At 63.5% G+C, this 17,236-nt stretch carries 15 protein-coding genes; 8 read left to right on the top strand and 7 right to left on the bottom strand.

Going from position 1 to position 17,236, the window contains the following annotated elements:
* Positions 1-45 precede the first annotated feature (45 nt).
* Both QP828_RS03520 and QP828_RS03515 read right to left on the bottom strand, forming a co-directional pair.
* Complete coding sequence (locus QP828_RS03520; RefSeq protein WP_274733377.1) at positions 46-1,503, bottom strand: hypothetical protein; 1,458 nt, start codon at positions 1,501-1,503, stop codon at positions 46-48.
* 133 nt (positions 1,504-1,636) lie between these two features.
* On the bottom strand, positions 1,637-2,305 hold the full coding sequence (locus tag QP828_RS03515) for a uracil-DNA glycosylase (protein WP_274733378.1): 669 nt from the start codon (positions 2,303-2,305) through the stop codon (positions 1,637-1,639).
* 1 nt (position 2,306) lies between these two features.
* Here QP828_RS03515 and QP828_RS03510 point away from each other — a divergent pair, with 1 nt between their 5' ends.
* From QP828_RS03510 to groL, 3 genes are all read left to right on the top strand, one after another.
* The gene (locus tag QP828_RS03510) at positions 2,307-2,681 is read left to right on the top strand and encodes a DUF3263 domain-containing protein (protein ID WP_274733379.1); all 375 of its coding nucleotides are present in this window, start codon (positions 2,307-2,309) and stop codon (positions 2,679-2,681) included.
* Positions 2,682-2,685: 4 nt separating this feature from the next.
* A complete protein-coding gene (locus QP828_RS03505; RefSeq protein ID WP_274733381.1) occupies positions 2,686-3,312 on the top strand; it encodes a LytR C-terminal domain-containing protein in 627 nt (208 codons plus the stop codon).
* A 321-nt stretch (positions 3,313-3,633) separates the two neighbouring features.
* Positions 3,634-5,256 carry a chaperonin GroEL gene (gene groL / locus QP828_RS03500; RefSeq protein ID WP_016443292.1) on the top strand — a complete coding sequence of 541 codons (1,623 nt, stop codon included), beginning with the start codon at positions 3,634-3,636 and terminating at the stop codon, positions 5,254-5,256.
* A 204-nt stretch (positions 5,257-5,460) separates the two neighbouring features.
* Here groL and QP828_RS03495 read toward each other — a convergent pair whose 3' ends face one another.
* On the bottom strand, positions 5,461-6,927 hold the full coding sequence (locus QP828_RS03495) for an HD domain-containing protein (RefSeq protein ID WP_274733384.1): 1,467 nt from the start codon (positions 6,925-6,927) through the stop codon (positions 5,461-5,463).
* Positions 6,928-7,127: 200 nt separating this feature from the next.
* On the opposite strand from QP828_RS03495, the gene QP828_RS03490 reads away from it, so the two are divergent.
* Positions 7,128-7,943, top strand: a complete 816-nt coding sequence (locus QP828_RS03490; RefSeq protein ID WP_241227402.1) for an SDR family NAD(P)-dependent oxidoreductase — start codon at positions 7,128-7,130, stop codon at positions 7,941-7,943.
* On the top strand, positions 7,940-8,773 hold the full coding sequence (locus QP828_RS03485) for a lysophospholipid acyltransferase family protein (protein WP_274733386.1): 834 nt from the start codon (positions 7,940-7,942) through the stop codon (positions 8,771-8,773). The genes QP828_RS03490 and QP828_RS03485 overlap by 4 nt, the downstream gene beginning before the upstream one ends.
* Positions 8,774-8,797: 24 nt before the next feature.
* Here the strand turns inward: QP828_RS03485 and QP828_RS03480 are convergent, their stop codons facing one another.
* The 4 genes from QP828_RS03480 to QP828_RS03465 form a co-directional block, all read right to left on the bottom strand.
* Complete coding sequence (locus QP828_RS03480) at positions 8,798-10,405, bottom strand: sensor histidine kinase (RefSeq protein WP_274733388.1); 1,608 nt, start codon at positions 10,403-10,405, stop codon at positions 8,798-8,800.
* 9 nt (positions 10,406-10,414) lie between these two features.
* On the bottom strand, positions 10,415-11,158 hold the full coding sequence (locus tag QP828_RS03475; protein ID WP_026428430.1) for a response regulator transcription factor: 744 nt from the start codon (positions 11,156-11,158) through the stop codon (positions 10,415-10,417).
* A 235-nt stretch (positions 11,159-11,393) separates the two neighbouring features.
* Complete coding sequence (locus tag QP828_RS03470) at positions 11,394-12,149, bottom strand: PspA/IM30 family protein (protein WP_274733391.1); 756 nt, start codon at positions 12,147-12,149, stop codon at positions 11,394-11,396.
* A gap of 102 nt (positions 12,150-12,251) precedes the next feature.
* Complete coding sequence (locus tag QP828_RS03465; protein WP_284891272.1) at positions 12,252-14,189, bottom strand: TPM domain-containing protein; 1,938 nt, start codon at positions 14,187-14,189, stop codon at positions 12,252-12,254.
* Positions 14,190-14,405: 216 nt separating this feature from the next.
* On the opposite strand from QP828_RS03465, the gene QP828_RS03460 reads away from it, so the two are divergent.
* Genes QP828_RS03460 through manA form a run of 3 tightly spaced genes read left to right on the top strand, consistent with a single transcriptional unit; the run spans position 14,406 to position 17,011 of the window.
* Positions 14,406-14,783 carry a cold-shock protein gene (locus tag QP828_RS03460; protein WP_016443284.1) on the top strand — a complete coding sequence of 126 codons (378 nt, stop codon included), beginning with the start codon at positions 14,406-14,408 and terminating at the stop codon, positions 14,781-14,783.
* Positions 14,776-15,567 carry a DUF3027 domain-containing protein gene (locus tag QP828_RS03455; protein ID WP_274733395.1) on the top strand — a complete coding sequence of 264 codons (792 nt, stop codon included), beginning with the start codon at positions 14,776-14,778 and terminating at the stop codon, positions 15,565-15,567. Before QP828_RS03460 ends, QP828_RS03455 begins: the two co-directional genes overlap by 8 nt.
* Positions 15,568-15,583: 16 nt before the next feature.
* The gene (manA, locus tag QP828_RS03450; protein ID WP_279058107.1) at positions 15,584-17,011 is read left to right on the top strand and encodes a mannose-6-phosphate isomerase, class I; all 1,428 of its coding nucleotides are present in this window, start codon (positions 15,584-15,586) and stop codon (positions 17,009-17,011) included.
* Positions 17,012-17,236 lie beyond the last annotated feature (225 nt).

Genomic DNA, 17,236 nt, shown 5'->3' with positions numbered 1-17,236 from the left:
GAGCCGGGCGCGGGCCCGGAGCGGCAAACGGATTTTGGGCCAGCTTTAGCCTTGGAGACGCCGCCCCACCGCGAGTGCTAATCCGACTCCGCCCAGCAATGCCGCGAGTACCAGGCCCGCAGTAGAACTCGCTCCGGTGCGTTGCAACGAGGTTGGGCGCGGCGTGGGCATATTCACCGGCGGGCGCGGCGTGCTTACCGAAGACGGTGAGCTGGGAACGCTCGGAGTGCTCGGGACCGTGGGAGTGCTGATAATAGCCGGCGCGGTGGGTGTAGGCGCCGGCGGCGCGGGCGTGGGCGGCGTCGGGCTGGGAACGCTCCGGTCGCTAGGTTCCGGTTCCGGTGAAGATGACGGTTCTGGCGAAGGCTCCGGGGACGGCTGCTCGCATAGCGTGATCACCGCGGCGGCTTGATCGCAACCGTCCTCCCCAATGCCGCTCAGGTCATACGTGACCGCGGGGTTGGCGTAGAGAGCATAGGTGTAGGCGTACCAATCGCCCGCACCCAACGCGCCCTCAATATCGGTCCCGATAAGATCGCTGCGCCCGCTTTCCTTCGTGGCGACACACTGCGGCGAACCGGTCAATCCGGCATCCGTCACCCGTTCGCGCGCAGCCGCATTGACCGCCGGGTCGCTGAGCGAATACGTGGGTAGATCACCCATGCGGCCCCACTCGAATTCCTGTAGGCTCTGGCAGCCCTCGAGATACGATCCGGGACCGCCACCTTCCTGGGAACATTTCCACAGCTTATTCGTGGCTCGCACCGGAAGCACAGTCACCTCCGACTGCACCGCCACATCACCTTCCACCCGGAGCGTGTAGATACCCGGACCGTGCAACCCGAAAGAATATTCGTCGTACAGGGCCATATTCCCGACCACGCCGTCGTAGGCCTGGTACGACGGCGGATCTGTGGACACGGCTCTATCGGCCTTCATATGCCACACACCCAGATCCATATCCTCGAAATCCGGCCCGATATGGGGATACCAGGGGAAAGTTTCGGGGTCCCGGCCGGGATTGAGCTCGGGATCGACAATGACCGCGCCTTCCTCACCCCGGCGTACTTCCCAGATGGGCAACTCCTGATTCACCGGAACGGTGGGAACCGTCCAGCGCGTCTCCCAATCGAAATCAGGTTGCGTCAGGCGGGCCTCGAGAGCGGCATGGTCCGGAACACTGGTGACCGTCAATGTGACGTTCTCCAGCACCGTGGGGACGAAAACGGCCACCCCCTGCGCGCTTTGGATATGATCCGAGGAACCCAGCAGACGGGCTACCTGAATCGTGTAGCTCACATGGGCGACGTCGCCCACCTTCTCCACGCACGTATCCCCGCCGCGGCAATTCACCCCGCCGCCGGTAGGATTCACGACGTTTCCGATAACGGTGCGGCTCGGGTCAGGCCCGCCGGCTTTCGCGGTGGCGGGAAGGAAAATGCCGGCGCCGGCCAGCGCGGCGGCAAGGGCGAAACGCCCCCAGACACATGCGTGATTAGCCATGGGTACCCCCGTGGAAATTATGTTCCCGATGCGGTTTCGGCAATGACGCCGCATCGAGAAAGGCGTGATATGCGGGTAAATAGTCCGCACCTAGTTTCATACTACGCCTTAGTAAATTAATATGCGCGGGTTTTTAGGGTAGCCGCCAATCAACCGGCGCGGCACCCTGCTCGGCAAGAAGTGCATTGGCCCGCGAGAAAGGCTTGGAGCCGAAGAAGCCGCGGGATGCTGAAAGCGGGGACGGGTGCGGGCTGGCAATCACCGGGGTAGCGCCCAGTAGCGGGCGTAGCTCCTGAGCGTTACGGCCCCACAGAATCGCCACCAGGGGCTTCCCGCGCGCCGCGAGAGTGCGGATCGCGTGATCGGTGACCTTTTCCCAGCCGCGCCCGCGATGGGAATTGGCGTTATTCGGGGTCACGGTCAGCACCCTGTTGAGGAGCATAACGCCCTGTTCGCACCACGGCGTGAGGTCACCGCTGCTGGGAAGCGGGGCGCCAACGTCGTCGTGCAATTCTCGGAAAATATTGACGAGCGAGCGCGGCGGGGCCACATTCGGCGCCACACTAAAGGAGAGCCCCACCGCATTCCCGGGAGTGGGGTAGGGGTCCTGACCCACAATGAGCACCTTGACGGCATCGAGGGGATACGTGAAAGCACGCAGCACATTCTTGCCCGCGGGAAGATAGCCGCGCCCGGCCGCGTTTTCCTCGCGTAAGAACGTCCCCATCTCGTGAATGATAGGTTCAACAGGGGCAAGAGCCCGCGCCCAATCGGGGCTGATGATCTCGGAAAGAGGCTGCATAGTGTCAGAGTACCGGAGTGAAGAACCTCCTTTTGCGGAAGCGCCCTCGGGAGGCGGGCGCGGGGAAGGGGATTCCGCGCGCCGCGAGCGCGAGGCCGCCTGGGAGGATTTCCTGCGCGGTGCCGGGCCCGCATTGCACGACGACGAGCTGCGCGTCCTCACCACGGAGATGCGCTGGCGGGCCGCGTACCGCACGAAAACCGAGGCGATTCGGGCACTCGGCATGACTCCCACCCGCTACTACCTGATCCTTTCCGGGATTCTCAATAACCCGCGCGCTGAAGTGGAGTATCCGGATGTGGTGCGCGCTATTACCCGCTTGCGGGATCTGCGCGATAAAGAACGCGGCGGTCGCGGCGGAAAACAGCTAGGCTAGCCGTGTGGCAGGAAAGTACCCAGTAGACGAATTTGATATCGCGGCGCGCCAGCGCACAACCCGCGGGGCTCACCGCAAGCGCGAATCCTCGGTGAAGTGGTGGATCGCGCTTATCGCTATCCTCATTCTCGCCCCGGCTCTCGGGTACGGCATTGTCAAAATGAACCAGATTTCAGTAGCGCCGCCCTCCCAGAAACCGAGCGTAAGCGCACCGGCCCAGTCCGCAACGCCGGCGCCCGAAGCTGGTACCGAAGGCGCGGGTGCGGAAAGTAGCCAGGCGCCCGCGGCGCAGGCTCCGAACCCCGCGGAAGCCGCCTCGCCTTCGGCTTCCCCCACTCCGGCCGCTGAGGTGGATCACAGCCGTTCTACCCTCATCCTCAACGCCTCCGGAATTTCCGGATATGCCGCGGCCCACCAGAGCCAGCTCACGGAGGCTGGCTTTACCGCCACCTCCATCGGTAACTACCAGCACGCCGCTCCGGCCCATTCCCAGATTTTCTATCCGGCGGCCGCCGATCTGCCCACGGTGGAGGCCATCGGTGCGGAACTGGGGATCACCGATTTCGTTGAAAACGCCAGTGCCAGCGGGGATAGCATCGTCGTTGTGCTGGTGGGAGATACCCGCGGCTAAAGAACCGCGCGCGAAGATTCCCGGCTTCGCCAGCCGCTAAAAGTTGAGCGTATTCCGCTCAAGTGTTCGGGGCGGTAATCCGGGGTGAGGCGCGCGGAATTGCGGGCATATCGCGCTTTTCTGGCGGGTGGCTGCTGCGTCGTCGTACCTGAACCAAAGCTTGCACTCGAGCCGTGAGAGTGCCAGAATCTCTGTTAGCACTCCGAGTATGTGAGTGATAAGTCCACCTGGTTGGTGAGGCTGACCGTGAGCGAAGAAAGGCTTCGCGCGGAAGGCCGTCCGTCGCGGGCACCGGCCACAGTGATTCTGGAGGAATATCGCATGGCAAAGACCATTGCTTTTGATGAGGAAGCACGCCGCTCCATGGAGCGCGGCCTCAATCTCCTCGCGGACACCGTCAAGGTGACGCTGGGACCCAAGGGCCGTAACGTCGTTCTCGATAAGAAGTGGGGCGCCCCCACCATCACGAATGACGGCGTGTCCATCGCCAAGGAAATTGAGCTGGAAGATCCGTACGAGCGCATCGGTGCTGAGCTCGTCAAGGAAGTTGCCAAGAAGACTGACGACATCGCCGGTGACGGCACCACCACCGCGACGGTTCTCGCGCAGGCTCTCGTGCAGGAAGGTCTGCGCAATGTGGCCGCCGGCGCCAACCCCATCGCGCTGAAGAAGGGCATCGATACCGCGGTTAAGGCCGTGACCGAGCGCCTCCTCGCGGACGCGAAGGAAGTTGATACCCGCGAAGAAATCGCCTCCACCGCCGCTATTTCGGCCGGTGACCAGGAAATTGGTGAGGTCATTGCCGAGGCCATGGATAAGGCCGGCAAGGAAGGCGTTATCACCGTGGAAGAGTCCTCCGGCCTGGAGCTGGAGCTTGAGCTCACCGAAGGTATGTCCTTCGATAAGGGCTACCTCTCCCCCTACTTCGTGACCGACGCCGAGCGTCAGGAAGCTGTTCTGGAAGATCCTTTCATCCTCTTCGTGGATTCGAAGATCTCCAACCAGAAGGAACTCCTCCCGGTTCTCGAAAAGGTTATGCAGGCGGATCGCCCGCTCCTCATCATCGCTGAGGATGTGGAATCCGAAGCGCTGGCCACCCTCGTGGTCAACAAGATTCGCGGCACCTTCCGCTCCGTGGCCGTCAAGGCCCCGGGCTTCGGTGATCGCCGCAAGGAAATGCTTCAGGATATGGCCATCCTCACCGGCGGCCAGGTCATCTCTGAATCGGTTGGCCTCAAGCTTGAGAACACCGATCTCACGCTCCTCGGCCGTGCCCGCAAGGTGGTTGTCACCAAGGAAAACACCACCATCGTGGACGGCGCTGGCGACCAGGAGCAGATCGACGGGCGCGTTTCCCAGATCCGCACCCAGATCGAGAACTCCACGTCCGAATACGACACCGAGAAGCTCCAGGAGCGCCTGGCCAAGCTTGCCGGTGGCGTGGCGATTATCAAGGCCGGTGCGGCTACCGAGGTAGAACTCAAGGAACGCAAGCACCGCATCGAGGATGCCGTGCGTAACGCCAAGGCAGCCGTGGAAGAAGGCACCGTCGCCGGTGGTGGCGTGGCTCTTATCCAGGCCGGTAAGGAAGCTTTCGCTGACCTCAAGCTCGAGGGCGACGAAGCAACCGGCGCGGCCATCGTGCGCTACGCTATCGAAGCTCCGCTCAAGCAGATCGCCAGCAACGCCGGCCTCGAGGGCGGCGTGGTGGCCGAGAAGGTCCGCAACCTCCCCAAGGGCGAGGGCCTCAACGCGGCCACCGGCGAATACGTCAACCTCATGGAGGCGGGCGTTATGGATCCGGTCAAGGTGACTCGCTCGGCACTGCAGAACGCGGCGTCCATCGCGGGCCTCTTCCTCACCACCGAAGCCGTGGTGGCGGACAAGCCCGAACCGCCGGCTCCGGCCGCGCAGGGTGATGGCGGCATGGGCGGTATGTACTAAACCGCAAAGCTAAGGTGCTAACCGTCAGGGTGGCGCGCTTTCCGAGTGGAGGGCGCGCCACCCTTGGCATATACGGAAGTGCAGACAGGCCCGGCCCGCAGTGCGCGGATCCGGCCCGCAGTGCGCAGGTCCGGTCCGTAGCGCGGGCCCTGTCCGTAGGTCGCATGCTATCGATTTCGGCCGCACGCGTATATCCGGCCGGGCTTACATATCCGGTTCGCGCTCGATACCGTGCGTGGGGGAGGGATCGGCGGGCCGGGCCACAATATCTCCCTCGGGATCATCTTCGATCAGCGGCGGAATAGTATCCGTGTAACGCGGGGTACGCCGGGGCGCGCCCTCGCGTTCCTTCTCTTTCCACACCTCGGCCTGGGCACGATCCGCGAGCGGGGAGTCGATATTCTCCGCCAGTGCTAGTGCCTCATCGCGTTCCTTTTCGGCTGCCCGCCGCCGCTCATTAATTTTATTGAGCATGGCCTGGGAAACTTCTTCGCGCTGGCGCTTGCGGAGCTGCTCGGCGCTCAGCTGCGGCTCACTCACGTCCGTCACCGTCCCGGTGGGGATCACCCGCGTGACCTCGCCGGAATCCTCCTCCGGAATACGTGCTTCCACCGCTTCCAACGTTGAGGTTTCGGTGCGAGCATCGCGGTAGGGCTCCGCCCCGGCCGGCGTTACGGGTGTGGCCAGCGATACGGGCGCGGCTGGCGCGGTGAGAGGTGGCAGCGCCGTCGTACCTAAATCTGTATCGCCCGGGCGCGTAACGTCTGCCGTGCGCGCTACCTCAACCGTGCGTGCTACCTCTCCGCTCCGCGTAGTCTCCCCGCTGTGCGGCCCATCGGCCGGTACCATCGCCTCCGCGGGGCGCTCGGGCTCCGCCAGGCGCTTGCGCAGCTTCGCGGCCTCCGCCTGCAAATTCTGACGCGCCGCATCCTCCCATTTTTGGCCCTCGGGCGTATAAAACAAATGCTTGCGCTCCAGCAGCTTCGCCACGATTTTTTCGCGCCCGCGCCAGAAACTCTCATCGGGAATATGCGGGTATTCCTCGCGAATCGCCTGGGTATAGCGCCGGTAGCTCTGCGGGGACGAAGCCAAAATCGCCAGGTGTGCATCACGCAGCACCATAATGTCAATATCCTGTTCGGCGGTCCCAAGGCTGGTCGCCGGGGCGCGCCCCATGACCGGCATAGCGGTAAGCGCGGGAGCTTTCATACCCCAAATCAATTCGGCCACCCGGCGCGCAGTTTCCGCGGCGATACCCAGCTGCGTCAGCTCATTTTCGGCCGTGCGCGCCGAGAGCAGCTCATCTTCACCCCCGCGTTTCGTGTAGACGCGGTAGCGCGACGTCGAAAAAACCACCCCGTGGTACCAGGCCGCAAGCCGCACAGTATCCGGGTGATGCGTTTCGTTAATGAGTTTTTCCACGTTGGCGAGCATGGCCGTGAGGTGGTGAATATCGTGGAAGATGCGATCAGGTTCCGACCAGCGCCCCAGCACCGACGCGCACGTCGCCTGAATCTCCGCGCTGGACGCGGTCGCCCCCAGCCCCGTCACTGCCTTCTCGAAAGAAACCGGCAGCCACGAAGGAACGGACATATTTCCTCCCACCGTGGTGCGCACCCGCGGCGAACTTTTCGCCAGGGGACGACGACGCACGTCGCCCTCCGCACTCAAACGCAACTGATTCTAATCATGCCCCGGCCCGGGTGGGGACACTTTGGGCCTTTTCGCACCTCAGGACCGCAGTGGAGGCAGACGGGGAGGACCTTGTTTGAGCGCGGGTAACGCCGCGGACCCTCCACTTTTCGCCCAGCTGAACGCGATAACCGGGCCGGCGAGGTGCACGGGCGCGGCCGGTGCACTAACGTAGAGACGTGATATCTGACGCAGCCTTCTCCGCCTCGCCCACCGCCGGCCGGCCCCGGGCGCTGGTGACCGGGGGAAGTTCCGGTATCGGGCTCGCTTTCGCCCGCCAGCTCGCCGCGCGCGGATACGCGCTAGTCCTGGTGGCGCGCGGGGCAGCACGCCTGAACGCCGTTGCCGAACAATTCCGGGAGCGGGGCGTGGAATGCGAAACGATGTGTTGCGATCTGGGTGCGGGCAACGACGTCGCACGCCTGTGCACCTACCTAGCTGACCATGCTGTTGATGTGGTGGTCAATAATGCCGGGGCGGGCCTTTACGAGAGCCTCGTGGATGGGGATATGGACCGGATCGAAGCCGCGGCGGCCCTCATGGCGGGGGCGCCGGTACGGATCGGCGCGGCAGCCACAGCGGCAATGGCGCGGCGCGGGCGGGGCGCTCTCATAAATATCGCCTCGGTGCAGAGTTTTGTTCCCATGGGTGCCTACGCGGCCCTCAAATCCTTTGTGCGAGTATGGTCCGAATCCTTGGCTGTGGAATTGCACGGTAGTGGAGTGACGGTCACCGCGGTTCTGCCCGGATGGGTGCGTTCGGATTTCCACCGCAACTCGGGTGGGAAACGCTCCGGGGTTCCCGATGTGCTCTGGCTCGAACCCGATACGGTGGCGCGGGCCGCGCTTGCGGCGGCCGCGCGCGGAAAAGTCCGCTGCACCCCCACGGTGCGCTACAAGATTATTGGTTTTCTCGCGGAAAAGGGCCCGCGCTGCGCGGTAAACTGGGTGGCAAGGAAAATTAACGGCAGTGGGCGAAAGGCGGACCGCGGGTGAGCGAGCTCGAACCGATCGATCCGTATTTGGATGACTCCAAAGCCCGCCGCCGGCATCGGGTGCGCCGTGCCCTCACAAAACCGGTCATGTCCACGATCCTCCGGCCCACCGTGCTGGGAGAAGAAAATATCGAGAACCTGGACGGCGCATTTATCCTGGTGCCGAACCATTCTTCGCACCTGGATGCTCCCATGATTTTCTCGCTGCTCCCCGATAAACTCACCGAGCGGTTAGCCACGGGGGCGGCCGCGGATTATTTCTATCGCCGCCGCGGCATCTCCAATCTCACCTCGTTATTCTTTAATACCTATCCTATTGAGCGCGGTAAAAAGCCCACGGGTAAAGCCGGTTCGGAATACCAGCCCGGCCGTGCCAAAGGGATGACAGGCCGCCTGTTAGCAGCGGGTGTTCCGATTCTGATTTTCCCGGAAGGTACGCGTTCACGTACCGGGGAGCTCGGTACTCCGAAGGCGGGTGCCGCGGCCCTCGCCCAGCGTTTCAATGTTCCCATCGTCCCGATTGCCATGTCCGGCGGGCACGAAGTTATGCCGGTGGGTGCGATGCTCCCGAAATTCCGCGGCGAAGTCTTTTTGTTTATCGGCCGGCCCATGTACGGCCTCGCGGAGGAAGACTCGGCAGATTTTATGGGCCGAGTTTTCACCGCCATCCAGATGATGCTCGAGCAGAAAAGCGCGCATCCGCTCACCCCGGAAGGCACCAGTCCTTTTGACGCGGCGCAGGCCGGTCAGGCTCCCACTGCAGGTGCGGCGCCCGAAGCGGGCGATCCGAGCGAGGCCGGTGAGGCCGGCGAGTTTCCGGAAACCGAGTAACTGCTTGGAACCTGAGTAGCTCGTTTAGCTGGGCGATGCCGGATTCTGGCACGGCTCGGTGGGAGCGGGGAAGGTGAGCTGCACCGTGAGCCCACCACCGGGGGTTGTGAGCGCCCGAGCGGTACCGTGATGCGCGGCCATAATAGCGGCAACGATGGCCAAGCCGAGTCCGGAACCACCCGATTCGCGCGAACGTGAATAATCCGGGCGGTAGAAGCGCTCGAAGATGCGCTGGGAATCCGCTTCAGAAATACCGGGGCCGTGGTCGCGCACTTCAATAGTGGGCTGGCCTTCCGCGGTGCCTACCGCCACTTCCACCGGGCTGGCTTCCGGGGCGTGCGCGAGCACATTAGAAAGCAGATTTGCGATCACCTGGGTGATGCGATCCGCATCCCCGTGGACCTCCACCATCGCGGGCGGTGGGGTGCGCCCATCCAAAGCAACCACCGTGGCGGTGCGCTGCGGGGCACGCACCCGGAAATCAAGGATGGCGTTATCGGCCAGCTTGGCAAGATTGACACAATCGAGGTTAAGGGGGCGATTTTCGTCGAGGCGGGCCAGCTGGAGCAGATCCTCCACGAGCCCGGCCATTCGGTTGGCTTCCGATTCCACTCGCTCCATAGCTTCGGGGACACGCTCGGGGGGAACTCCGCCCAGGCGATACAGTTCGGAATACCCGCGGACGGTTGCTAGCGGGGTGCGTAATTCGTGGGAGGCGTCCGAAACGAAGCGCCGCATTTTTGCTTCTGAGCGTTCCTTTTCCGCGAAGGCGTGCTCGATTTGGGCGAGCATAACGTTAATGGATTTAGCGAGCATCCCAACTTCGTCGTCGTCCTGACCATGCGGAACACGTTCGGCCAGGTGTCCTTCCGCAATGGTGTGCGTAGCTGCTTCGATATCACGCAGGGACCGCAAGGTACGCGACACCAGACCGGTCACGGCCAGTCCGGCCGCCAGCACGGTCGCGAGTCCGGCGAGCACAAAAATAAGGCGTAGTCGCGCAATCGTAAACTCGATCGGCCCGAGTGGCTGGGCGATAATGATGTTCCCGGTAATGAGGCCGCCGGTGGAGGCCGGGCTAATGGGGTGGACCAGCACCCGCCAATCCGAGCCGTACAGGGTGGAAGGAACCGTTACGGGCTCTTCGGAACCCAGGCTGGCAATACGGTCAAGTTCGCGCGGGTAGCCGAATTCTTCTACGGCCCCCGGATTGGGAAGTTCGTAGGTGGTTACCTCGCGCTGCCCGGCAATACCCCAATTGACCCGCACGAAGAAATCGGAGAGGTTGAGGGGGGAGGACTGGCTGGCACCGGGCAGCTCCTGGAGGAACATCCGCTCCACCGAGCGCGCATTCGTGGTCAAATCCTGGTCGATAGTGGAGACTAGGTATTGCTTGAGAAGGGTGACCGAGGCGAAACCCAAAAAGGTTGCCGCGGTGCCCACCAGGATGACGAACGCGATAATGAGGCGGCCGGCAAGGGTGCGGGCCGGCCGCAGCGCGCGCCGGAAAACTCCGCCGCGGTGGTTGCGCGCGGGAGATTCGGTTGCCGGGTTGCCGGGCTGCGCGGGGCGGCTCGGCAACGGCGGAGCCCCCGCGCTTTCCGGGGGAAGCGGATCGTGACGTTGGGTCATAACCGAATGCTATTTGGAAGCACGCAGAACGTAGCCGATGCCGCGGCGAGTGTGGATGAGAGGAACGAGGTTGCGGGCCTCTTCCGGATCGGTGATCCCCAGGGCTTCCGGGGAATCAATTTTGCGCCGCAAATAGGAAATATAGGATTCCACGATGGAAATCTCGCCCTGCCAGTTGTAATCCCATACATGGTCGAGGATCTGTGATTTAGAAACCACTCGTTCGGCATTAATAATGAGGTAGCGCAACAGCTTGAATTCTGTGGGGGAGAGTTCCACCGGCCGGCCGGCGCGCGTGACCTCATAGGAATCTTCGTTCATTTCCAGGTCCGCGTAGCGCAGCACCGCCGATTCGGTTTCCTCCGGGCTGGTGCGCCGCAGCACTGCGCGAATACGTGCCACCACTTCCTCCAGGGAGAACGGCTTGGTGATGTAGTCATCCCCGCCGACCGTCAGACCTTGGACTTTGTCCTTCACATCATCGCGGGCGGTGAGGAACAGCACCGGGAGATCATGGTCGCGTTCGCGCAGCCGGCGCAGCACCTCAAAGCCATCCATGCCCGGCATCATGATATCGAGGACGGCCAGGTCCAGGTGCTGATTTTGCTGGTGAGCGAGGGCTTCCGCGCCATCTGCGGCGGTGTACACATCGAATCCGGCGAACCGGAGAGAAACGGAAAGAAGTTCGCGAATCGAGGGCTCATCATCAACAACGAGGATGGCCGCTTCGGGAGTGTGCTCGGTAGGCGTCATAAAACTAAGGAAACTCGAGCTTTCTGAAAGCTTCCTGGAAGTTTGCGGGAAGCGAAAGGAAAGAGGTGAGGGAGATGGGAGGGGAACGACGACGCCCCGGGCCGGGGTGGCAGCGCCACCCCGGCCCGGGAAGCCACGCGGAGCTTGGGTCACATAGGCGCATATGGCTTGTGCCCGCTCCCGATGCGGGATATTCCCAGCGCGGGATATTCCCCGCGCTGGAGAGCCCGGTACTTTAGTAGCTGGTGAAGTCCCGGCCTTCGATTTGCTCGGGGGCTTCCCCGCCCTTGAGGGCGGCGAGGCGCGCTTCGATTTCTGCGTCGTCGGAATGATCCTCCAATTCTGCGAATTGATCGGCCAAGCTCAGGGAGGCGACTTCGGCCTTGCCCTGCGCCAGGGCTTCCTGGCGGCGGACCCGCTCTTCGAAACGGGCCAGCTCACTGGTGGGATCCAACACGTTGATCGAGGAGATGGCATCCTGCACCTGGCTTTGCGCCTGGGCGGACTTCTGGCGCGCCACGAGGGTATCGCGCTTGTTCTTGAGTTCGGTGAGCTTGTCCTTCATCTGGGTGAGCCCGGACTTGAGCTGCTCCATAACCTTTTCCTGGGAGGCGAGCATGGGTTCGGCGTCCTTGGCTTCGCGCTCGTATTGAATCTGCTTGCTCAGTGCCACTTTCGCGAGGTCATCCCAGTGGTTCGCACCTGCTTCATCGCCCTTGGCGCGCATCTCATCGGCGCGGCGCGAGGAGGCGATGGCTTTCTGCCCCCAGTCGCGGGCGGCTTTGATGTCCTCGTTGTAATCGGATTGTGCCAGGCGCAGATTGCCCACGGTCAGGGCCACGGCATCTTCGGCTTCCGCAATGGAATTCTTGTAATCCCGCACCATCTGGTCGAGCATCTTCTGCGGGTCTTCGGCGCGGTCGAGGAGCGCGTTAATATTCGCCTTCGCCAGCTGGGTAATGCGTCCGAGGATTGTTTGTTTTTCAGCCATGATCAGCCTTTCTCTGTGTCGTCGAGTAGGAATGGTGTGATGAATAATGGATAAATAGTATCCGGGCGGGGCGCGATCAACGGACGCACGCGGCCACCGGTTTTAGAACGAACGGCTCCCTCCTCCCGCGGCGCCCCCGCCGCCAAATCCGCCGGAGCCACCTCCGAAACCACCGAAACCACCGAAACCGCCAGCACGCCCGCCGCCGAAGCCGGAGCCCCAACCGGAACCCCAGCCCGAATTGTGGCGGGATCCGCCCCCGGAGAGCGAACCGAGGAACATTCCGAGCAGCAGGCTACCTACGTCCCCGCCGCCGTTATTGCCACCAAAACCACCGGAGCTGCGGGCGGACAGCGCCGCCTGGACCGCATCCGTGGCGCGCTGGGCATAGGATTCGGCCCGCGCGTAATAGTCGCGGCGTTTAGCCAGGTCATCACTGGTATCCCCGGCTTGGAGGGCGGTGCGGGCCGCTTCTAGCGGGGCGCGTGCTTCGTTACCGGTACTCCAGCGGTTCTGCGACACCATGGCTTCCGCTCGCTGCACCGCGGCCTGGGCCCGCTGGCGATCCCGCTCCACTCCGGCTGCCTGGCGCCGGTAGTTTTCCTCCGCGTTCCGGGCCGGGGCGAGGGCGCCGTCCAGTGCACGTTCCGCCTCGGTGAGCTCCCGAATTCCGGCCAGCGGATCCACGCGCTCCCCGCGATACTTTTCCACCAGCGCCGCCGCCCGATCCCGCGCGGCCACCACCGGGGCATGATCCCCGCCGATGCGATGGGCATCCGCAATATCCGCGGAAATGGAGGAAATATGCTCGGCCAGTTGGGTGAAAGCACGATTAACAGATTCTTGGACGTTGGAAATCGCGCGGTAGCGTTCCGCAGCCTCATCCAGGGCCTGTTCTGCGATACGCACAAAAGGCACGGCCTGGTTGCGTTCGCCCCTGCTAAGGAGCCGATCAACCTGCCCGAGCGCATCCTCCGCTCCGGCCAGCAAGGACTCAATATCCGCGGGGTAGGTACGGAAAGTTGCCACCGCGCCCTCCCCGTAGCTTGCCGCCAGCGAGTCCAATTGCCGGGTAGCGCTGGGAAGATTAGTGCGAATATCCGCCGCGCCTTCGCGCACCCGCGCCGCGGCCTCTTCCACATTCGCGGCCAAATCACGCAGCCGGGAGAATTCTTCTTCCTGTTCGGTAATGGCCCGCTGCGCTTTGTCGGTCAGTTCCAGAATCGCGGTGTTATAGGCACGCACTTGCTCCGGGGTGTCGGGGATATCGTCGTCTAAGAGCTGGCGTTGGTTGAAAGCTTCTTGGAGATAATGCTGTGCCTGCGCGAGCGCCTGGTCAAAGCCGCGCACTGAGTTCACCCCGAATTGCGCCCGCGCGAAATTGAGTTCCGCGGCGGCGCTGCGGACGCCGTCGTCGGTCGCTAAAAGCGCGGCTGCGGCACGTTTGCCGAGCGCAGCAAGATCTTCACGAATTTTATTTTCCGACTGTTTGCGTTTGCGCGAACGCACGAAAACAACGGCCCCGATAATAACGACGACGACGCCACCCCCGAGCGCCACACCGGCCCAATTCGTTTCTTCCCCTTGCGCCAGCTCCCGGGTGTAGGCGAGGGAACCTTCCAGCCAGCGGCCTTCCCGGAAGGCGGCGCGCACGTCACCGGTAAAAGCGTTGTCCAGATCCGAGGCGGAGAAACTGGAGCGGCCGTAGGCGTAGCTGAACTGGCGGCTATCCACGGCCACGGCGATGAGGGTGGCATCGCTGGACAGCCCGGCGCGGTTGAACGTGTCGATGGGCCACTGGTCCGCGCTGGCGCCGTCGAACCTATCGACAAAAACGAAACGCACCGCGTAATCCGTCTCATCTTGGAGGCGGTTGAGGGAGGTGCGCAGCTGCTCTTCTTCCGTGGTGGACAGCACCTGGGCGTGATCCGTGACCGGATCAACGCTGGAGAGGGGTTCTTCCGCGGCGGCCAGCGGGCCGGAGAGTAGCAGGGCGCCCGCGAGCGCTAATGTTCCAGCTATCCGGCGTGCGATCCCCATAATTTCAACCTTCCGTGCGCCCGGTGGCGATCACCGGCCTTAGCCCTCAAGTGGTGGACAGCACAATTTAACCACAGCATGCTGGGAGGGGGATGGGAAAAGGGGCCGGGGGCGTTCAGCCGGTAGCGTTGCCTGTGCCCGCGGGGGCGCTGGTAGAATGACGCTGGTGCTTCGCCCGACCGTGTGCGAAGCGTTTTTGCTAGAAATGAGAGTGTTGTGCCAACCGGAAAGGTTAAGTTTTTCGACGCCGCTAAGGGCTTCGGCTTTATTGTCAGCGATGAGGACGGTGCGCAGGTATTCCTGCCCGCCTCGGCCCTCCCGGAAGGGCTGACGCCGCGCAAGGGCCAGCGGGTATCTTTCGGGCTTGCCGATACGCGTCGCGGTCCGCAAGCACTCAATGTCGAACCCATGACCAAACTTGAATCGCTCGCGCGGAAGAATCGGCGTTCCCCGGAAGAAACGGTGGTGATCGTGGAAGATCTCATTCGGCTTCTGGACGGGGCCTCCACCCAGCTTCGGCGCGGCCGCTACCCGGAAGGGGGAGGGCAGATCGCGCGCGCCTTGCGTGCGGTTGCCGATGATTTTGATGCCTAAGAATGCCGAACATGCCAACTGCGCGGGGGAAGAATCCGCCGCGGTCCACTTTCCCGATGTGAGGGTGGAAGGACACGCGGATGAGGGCGCGGATATGGCGCGCCCGGAGGATCGCGTCGATGAAAATGTAGCGGTGGCACCCGATGATAAACGGGTGGAACCGCTCCCCGGCCTGCCCGAAGATCGAGTTCTCGCGGGGGCTGTTGATGAGGCGCGGGCAACTCTGCTCGCGGCCATTGCCGAACGTTTCGTGGGGGAGTACGCGGGATTCCTCGCTGAGGATACCCGGGTGGTCTCCTACCTCTTTACCTGTACTCATCCGGGTTATCACGGCTGGTACTGGAGTATTACGGTGAGCCGAGCGAGCCGGGCCCGCACCGTGACGTTTAACGAAATTGAGATGTTGCCCGGAGCGGGGGCTTTGCTGGCTCCGCGCTGGGTGCCGTGGAGTGAACGGCTGGCCAAGCTGGAAACGGAGAAAGCGCAGGCGCGGGCCGCCTCGGAAAAGGAACGTCAGGAATCGGTGCGGGCTGCCGCATCGGACAAAGCCGAGCGGGCTGAGCGCAGCGGCCGGCGCCGCCGGGTGCGGCGCAAGGTCACGGTGGCGGAAAGTGAAACCGCCAAGGTGGAAACGGAAACTGCCGGGGCGGAAACAGAAACCGCAGCAGCGGCAGAAGTACCTGCGGTGGAAGTGGCAGCCCCGGTGGTGCGCCGCGGGCGCGGGCGGACCGTGGTGCGCGGATCGCGCGGGCGGCGCTACCAGGCCACCGGCGCCCTGAGCTAAAACAGGAGCAGCGGTGATGCGGATCCAAGGGCGGGCCAGAGATTACGCGTGGGGCGGCACCAGTGCGCTTCCCGCGCTCTTCGGTTACGCTCCGGCGGAAACCCGGGTGGCGGAAATTTGGCTCGGTGCCCACCCTGATGATTCGGCCCAGGTGATCAGCGCTGCGGATGCTCCACTCTTCGACCTGGCCCAGCTCTACCCCTCTGCACCCGCTGGCGAACACCGGATCGGGCGTGAAGATGAGGTGGGCGGGCGCAGGAGCGCCGTGGCGCGCACCCCGCGCGGGCGGTGGCGCGCGCGGCACCGGACTGGCCTGGCGCGAGGCATGCGCACGCCGGATCGCTCGGAGTTCCCGGGGTGTTCGGGGCACTCGGAGCGTGCCGAAGAATCCACTACGTTCTTGGGTGCCGGTGGGCCGAGTCTGCGCGATCTTATCGCCCGGGCACCCGAGGAGATGCTCGGTGCGGATGTGGCGCGCCGGCACGGGGGTGAATTACCGTATTTGCTCAAACTCATTGCCCCGCATCAGCCGCTCTCCCTCCAGGTGCATCCCTCCCTTGAGCAGGCCCGCGCGGGGTTCGAGCGGGAAGAAACCGCCGGAATTGCCCGCACCGCTCCCCATCGTTCCTATCGGGATCGCAACCATAAACCGGAACTGGCCTATGCTCTCACGCCGTTTGAGGCTATTTGTGGGCTGCGCACGCCGCGCCGCATCGCTGAAGTGCTGGGTGGGCTCGGGCTGCCGCTCACGGATCGACTTGCGGCTCTCGTGGAAGAACGCGGGGTGGGGGCGGTTTTCGCCGAGCTGCTTTCCGCGGGAACCCGCCCGGAACCCGCCCAGATTGCGCAGGTGGTGGCTGCCTGCGCCGCGCGTCTGGAGCGGGGCGCCTCGCCTTCCCCGCGCGCGGATCGCATCGTGGAAACCCTGGCGCAGTACTATCCCGGCGACCCGGGAGTGGTGGCTTCCCTCCTCATGAATCCCGTGAGTTTACGCCCGGGCGAAGCACTATTTATCCCCGCCGGGACAGTGCACGCCTACCTGTCTGGAACCGCGGTGGAAATTATGGCGGCCTCGGATAATGTGCTGCGCGCCGGCCTCACCCCGAAACATGTGGATGTGGAGGAATTGGTGCGGATTATGGACGACGCCGCAGTCCCGCCCATCCGCATCGCCCCCGAGCATATGAGCGAGGCGGTATCCACCTTCTATGTTCCCGTGGATGATTTTGAACTCTCGGTCGTTCATCTGCGCGATGCTACCTCCACGGAAAAGCTGCGCTCGCGCGGTCCGCGCACGGTGGTCTGCCTGGAGGGTGCGGTGGAAGTCTTTGCCGGAGGCCGGCGCGAACCGCTCAACTCGGGGCAGGCGATTTTTGTTCCGCACAGTGACGGGGAGCTGGCGGTACGAGGATTTGGCGACGTCGTCGTCGCATCTGTTCCGTAACGACCCGGGCCGTGCGCGTGGTGAAACGCCGTGTACGCCCAGCCGCGTGGCCGGACTCACGCGGGTGGCGGGGCGGGAGAAAACCGCGCCAGCGCGCCGTTTTCACCCAGCAGGCGGCCAGTGTCTCGAAATATGAGACAAAAAGGGCGAAAAAACATCCAAATAATGAGACGTGTCTTGCGTGGGTGGTGACCGGGTTCAAGAATGAGTGCTGGTGGCGGTCAG

Origin of the sequence: Actinotignum sanguinis, from assembly GCF_030230305.1 — a bacterium.
Classification (GTDB): Bacteria; Actinomycetota; Actinomycetes; order Actinomycetales; family Actinomycetaceae; genus Actinotignum; species Actinotignum sanguinis.
This window is presented reverse-complemented; position numbering and strand designations above follow the sequence as displayed.

Excerpts from the sequence above, each read along its gene's own strand:
- QP828_RS03520 (WP_274733377.1), bottom strand. The coding sequence starts at position 1,503 with ATGGCTAATCACGCATGTGTCTGGGGGCGTTTCGCCCTTGCCGCCGCG.
- QP828_RS03515 (WP_274733378.1), bottom strand. The coding sequence starts at position 2,305 with ATGCAGCCTCTTTCCGAGATCATCAGCCCCGATTGGGCGCGGGCTCTT.
- groL (WP_016443292.1), top strand. The coding sequence starts at position 3,634 with ATGGCAAAGACCATTGCTTTTGATGAGGAAGCACGCCGCTCCATGGAG.
- QP828_RS03480 (WP_274733388.1), bottom strand. The coding sequence starts at position 10,405 with ATGACCCAACGTCACGATCCGCTTCCCCCGGAAAGCGCGGGGGCTCCG.
- QP828_RS03475 (WP_026428430.1), bottom strand. The coding sequence starts at position 11,158 with ATGACGCCTACCGAGCACACTCCCGAAGCGGCCATCCTCGTTGTTGAT.
- QP828_RS03470 (WP_274733391.1), bottom strand. The coding sequence starts at position 12,149 with ATGGCTGAAAAACAAACAATCCTCGGACGCATTACCCAGCTGGCGAAG.
- QP828_RS03465 (WP_284891272.1), bottom strand. The coding sequence starts at position 14,189 with ATGGGGATCGCACGCCGGATAGCTGGAACATTAGCGCTCGCGGGCGCC.
- QP828_RS03455 (WP_274733395.1), top strand. The coding sequence starts at position 14,776 with ATGCCTAAGAATGCCGAACATGCCAACTGCGCGGGGGAAGAATCCGCC.
- manA (WP_279058107.1), top strand. The coding sequence starts at position 15,584 with ATGCGGATCCAAGGGCGGGCCAGAGATTACGCGTGGGGCGGCACCAGT.